Genomic DNA, 3906 nt, shown 5'->3' on the forward strand with positions numbered 1-3906 from the left:
GGGTGGGTGCGTTGTCGGCGGAGGAGGGGCTGGCTTTGCTGGATGCGGCGCTGGTCCGGCTCGAGCCCGTGCTGGCCCCGCTCCAGTTGGACCCGGCCACCGCCCACACCCTCCTCCACACCCCCACCACCAGAGCCACAACGGCAACGGACGAACAGCAGGTCGACTGGGCCGCGCTGACAGCGGACGAGCTGCGCCGACGGCTGTTCGACCTCGTTCGCAGTACGACGGCCTCGGTGCTGGGTCATCCGGACACGGCGCATATCGATCCGGAGCGGTCGTTCGCGGCGTTCGGCGTCGACTCCCTGATGGCCATCGAGATCCGCAACCGGCTGAGCCAGGCGACGGGGCTGAAGATGGCCGCGACGGCCGTGTTCAACCATCCGACGCCCGTTGCGCTCGTCGAGCACCTCCGGGCGAGGATGCCCAGCGGGGGCAGGACGGCCGAGCGGGCAGCCGTACCGGCCCGTACCGCACCAGTGGACGAGCCGATCGCGATCGTGGGCATGGCCTGCCGGTTCCCGGGCGGTGTGCGCTCCCCCGAACAGCTGTGGGACCTGGTCGCGGGAGGGCGCGACGCGGTGTCGGGGCTGCCCACCGACCGCGGGTGGGGGGACCTGTTCGACCCGAGCCCGGACCGGCCGGGGCACATCTACGTACGGGACGGCGGCTTTCTGCACGACGCCGCCGAGTTCGACCCCGGGCTCTTCGGCATCTCCCCGCGCGAGGCGCTCGCGATGGACCCGCAGCAGCGGCTGCTGCTGGAGAGCAGCTGGGAGCTGTTCGAGCGGGCCCGTATCGCGCCGACATCGCTCAGGGGCAGCCGGACCGGCGTCTTCGCGGGCGTGATGTACCACGACTACGGCTCACGTGTGCGGAACGTACCGCCGGAGCTGGAGGGATATTTCACGACCGCGAGCGCGGGCAGCGTCGCCTCCGGCCGGATCGCCTACACCTTCGGACTCGAAGGGCCCGCCGTCACGGTGGACACGGCATGCTCGTCCTCGCTGGTGGGCCTGCACATGGCATGCCAGTCCCTGCGCCAGGACGAGTGCTCCCTGGCGCTGGCGGGCGGGGTGGCGGTCATGGCCAGCCCGGCGTCGCTGATCGAGTACAGCCGGCAGCGGGCGCTGGCTCCGGACGGACGCTGCAAGTCGTTCTCCGACGCTGCGGACGGCACCGTGTTCGCCGAGGGCGTGGCGATGCTCCTGGTGGAGCGGCTGTCCGACGCGGTGCGCAACGGGCGCCAGGTGCTGGCGGTCGTGCGGGGATCGGCCGTGAACCAGGACGGCGCGAGCAACGGCCTCACCGCGCCGAACGGGCCGTCGCAGGAACGAGTGATCGTGCAGGCGCTCTCCAACGCCGGCCTGCGGCCCTCCGATGTGGACCTGGTGGAGGCGCACGGCACGGGGACGAAGCTGGGGGACCCGATCGAGGCACAGGCGCTGCTCGCCGCCTACGGGCAGGACCGGGACGAGCCGCTGTGGGTCGGATCCGTCAAGTCGAACATGGGGCACACCCAGGCCGCCGCGGGGGTCGCTGGGGTCATCAAGTCCGTGCTGGCCCTGCGGCACGGCGTGGTGCCGAAGACGTTGCACGTCAGCGAGCCGACATCGGCGGTGGAGTGGTCGGCAGGAAGGGTCGCGCTGGCCACTGAGGCCCGCGAGCTGCCGGACGTGGGGCGCCCGCACCGGGCGGGCGTGTCGTCGTTCGGTGTGAGCGGGACGAACGCCCATGTCGTCCTGGAGCAGGCTCCCGTCGTCGGCCAGGTGCCGCCCGCCGAACCGGTGGCGGAGGACGCCGGCGAGGTCCTTCCATGGGTCCTGACCGCCGCATCCCCGTCGGCGCTGCGGGAACAGGCGCGACGGCTCGCGGCACACCCGGACCGCGCGGCGGCCGCGGATGTCGCCCACTCGCTGCTGACCTCCCGCGCGATGCTGCGGCACCGGGCCGTCGTGGTGGGCCGGTCCCCCGAGGACTTCGCCGGCGGGCTGCGCGCGGTGGCGGACGACGCGTCAGCGGACCATGTGGTGCGGGGGGAGGCCCGGAACGACGCGCGCGTGGTGTTCGTCTTCCCCGGCCAGGGCTCGGAGTGGCTCGGGATGGCCACCGAGCTGCTGGCGGGCTCACCGGTGTTCGCTGCGCGTCTGGAAGAGTGCGCTTCGGCAGTGGACCCCCTCGTGGACTGGAGCCTGCTCGAAGCCCTGTCCGACCCCGACTCCCTGCGGCGGCCCGATGTCGTCCAGCCCGTGCTCTGGTCGGTGATGGTGTCCCTGGCCGCGGTCTGGCAGGCCCACGGCGTGCGGCCGGCCGCGGTCGTGGGGACGAGCCAGGGGGAGATCGCCGCCGCGTGCGTGGCCGGGGCCCTCAGCCTGGCGGACGCGGCCCGGGTCGTGGTGTGCCGCAGCAGGCTGGTCGCGGAGAACCTGCGCGATGACGGTGCGATCGCCTCCCTGGCCCTGTCCGAGGACGAGGTACGGGAACGGCTGACCGCCCACCCGGACCTGACCCTCGCCGGGGTGAACAGCCCGCGCGCGGTCCTCGTCGCGGGCCCCTACGAGAGCGTGCGCGGCTTCGTCGCGGCCTGTCGGGAGGACGGCATCCGCACCAAGGAAGCCGTGGCGGGGTTCGCCGCGCACACCGAGCGGGTGGAGGCCCTGCGCGAACCGATGCTCGGCGGACTGGCCGGACTCCGCCCGGTGGACAGCCCGGTCCCGCTCTACTCCACGGTGACCGGCGAGGAGATCCCGGGCCACACGATGGACGCCGCGTACTGGTACGCCAACATGCGGCAGCAGGTCGACTTCCAGCGGACCACCCGGGAACTGCTCGCGCGCGGCCACGACGTCTTCATCGAGATCAGCCCGCATCCGGTGCTCACGGCGGCGGTCGAGGAGACCATGGACGCCGCCGCCGGCTCCGGAGCGGTGTTCGGCACTCTGCGCCGGGACGACGGCGGGTACCGCCGCCTCGCGCTCTCGCTCGCGGAAGCCCACGTCAACGGCGTTCCGGTGGAGTGGGGCCTGGCCGGCGGCAGCCAGGTCGAGCTGCCCACCTACCCCTTCGAGCACCAGCGCTTCTGGCTGGACGACGCGGACGGCGGGCCTACCGGTCTGGAGGACGCGGGACTCAGGCCGGCGGAGCACCCGCTGCTGGCGGCCGCCGTCGATCTCGGCGAGGACGGCTGCGTGCTGACGGGGCGCGTCTCGCTCCGCACCCATCCCTGGTTCGCGGAGCATCAGGCGCGGGGCGTGGCCCTGGCTCCGGGCACGGCGCTGCTGGAGATGGCGCTGACGGCCGGACGCCATGTCGGGAGCGAGCGCGTGGACGAGCTGGTGCAGCACGCCCCGCTCCTGCTGCCCGAGACGGAGCCGGTGGATCTCCGGGTGCGTGTCGGCCCGGTGCAGGACGAGGGGACCCGCGAGGTGTCCGTCTCCTCGCGGCGCGAGGGCGACGCCGAGTGGGTACGGAACGCGGAGGGAACCCTGGGTACCGGCGGACCGGTGGTCGACGACGACCTGGCCGCCTGGCCCCCCGCGGGAGCGGAACCGATCGCACCGGAGGACGTCTACCGGCGGCTCGGCGAGATGGGCCTCGGCTACGGTCCGATGTTCCGGGGGCTGCGTCGTGCGTGGCGGTCGGGTGAGGAGGTGTATGCGGAGGTCGCTCTGCCGGAGGGGGTGGAGACGTCCGGTTTTGCGGTGCACCCGGCGCTTCTCGACGCCGCGCTGCACGGCCTGGCGCTGGAGCACGACGGCGACGAGACCCGGCTGCCCTTCGCCTGGCACGGCGTCCGGCTCGGTGCCGGGATCGGCAGCAGCGCCCGGGTACGCCTGACGCCAGGCGACAGCGGTGACGTGTCTGTGGTGGTGGGGGATGTGGGGGGTCGTGTGGTGGGTGTGGTGG

The 3906-nt window shown here is 73.3% G+C and carries 1 protein-coding gene; it reads left to right on the top strand.

The window, feature by feature from the left end; all coding sequences use genetic code 11:
- Nucleotides 1–35: 35 nt before the first annotated feature.
- Nucleotides 36–3906: type I polyketide synthase (locus tag G5C65_RS32985; RefSeq protein WP_165302745.1), on the top strand; the 3871-nt coding region annotated here is incomplete at its 3' end.

The sequence above is a fragment of the Streptomyces boncukensis genome (assembly GCF_011045075.1).
GTDB lineage: Bacteria > Actinomycetota > Actinomycetes > Streptomycetales > Streptomycetaceae > Streptomyces > Streptomyces boncukensis.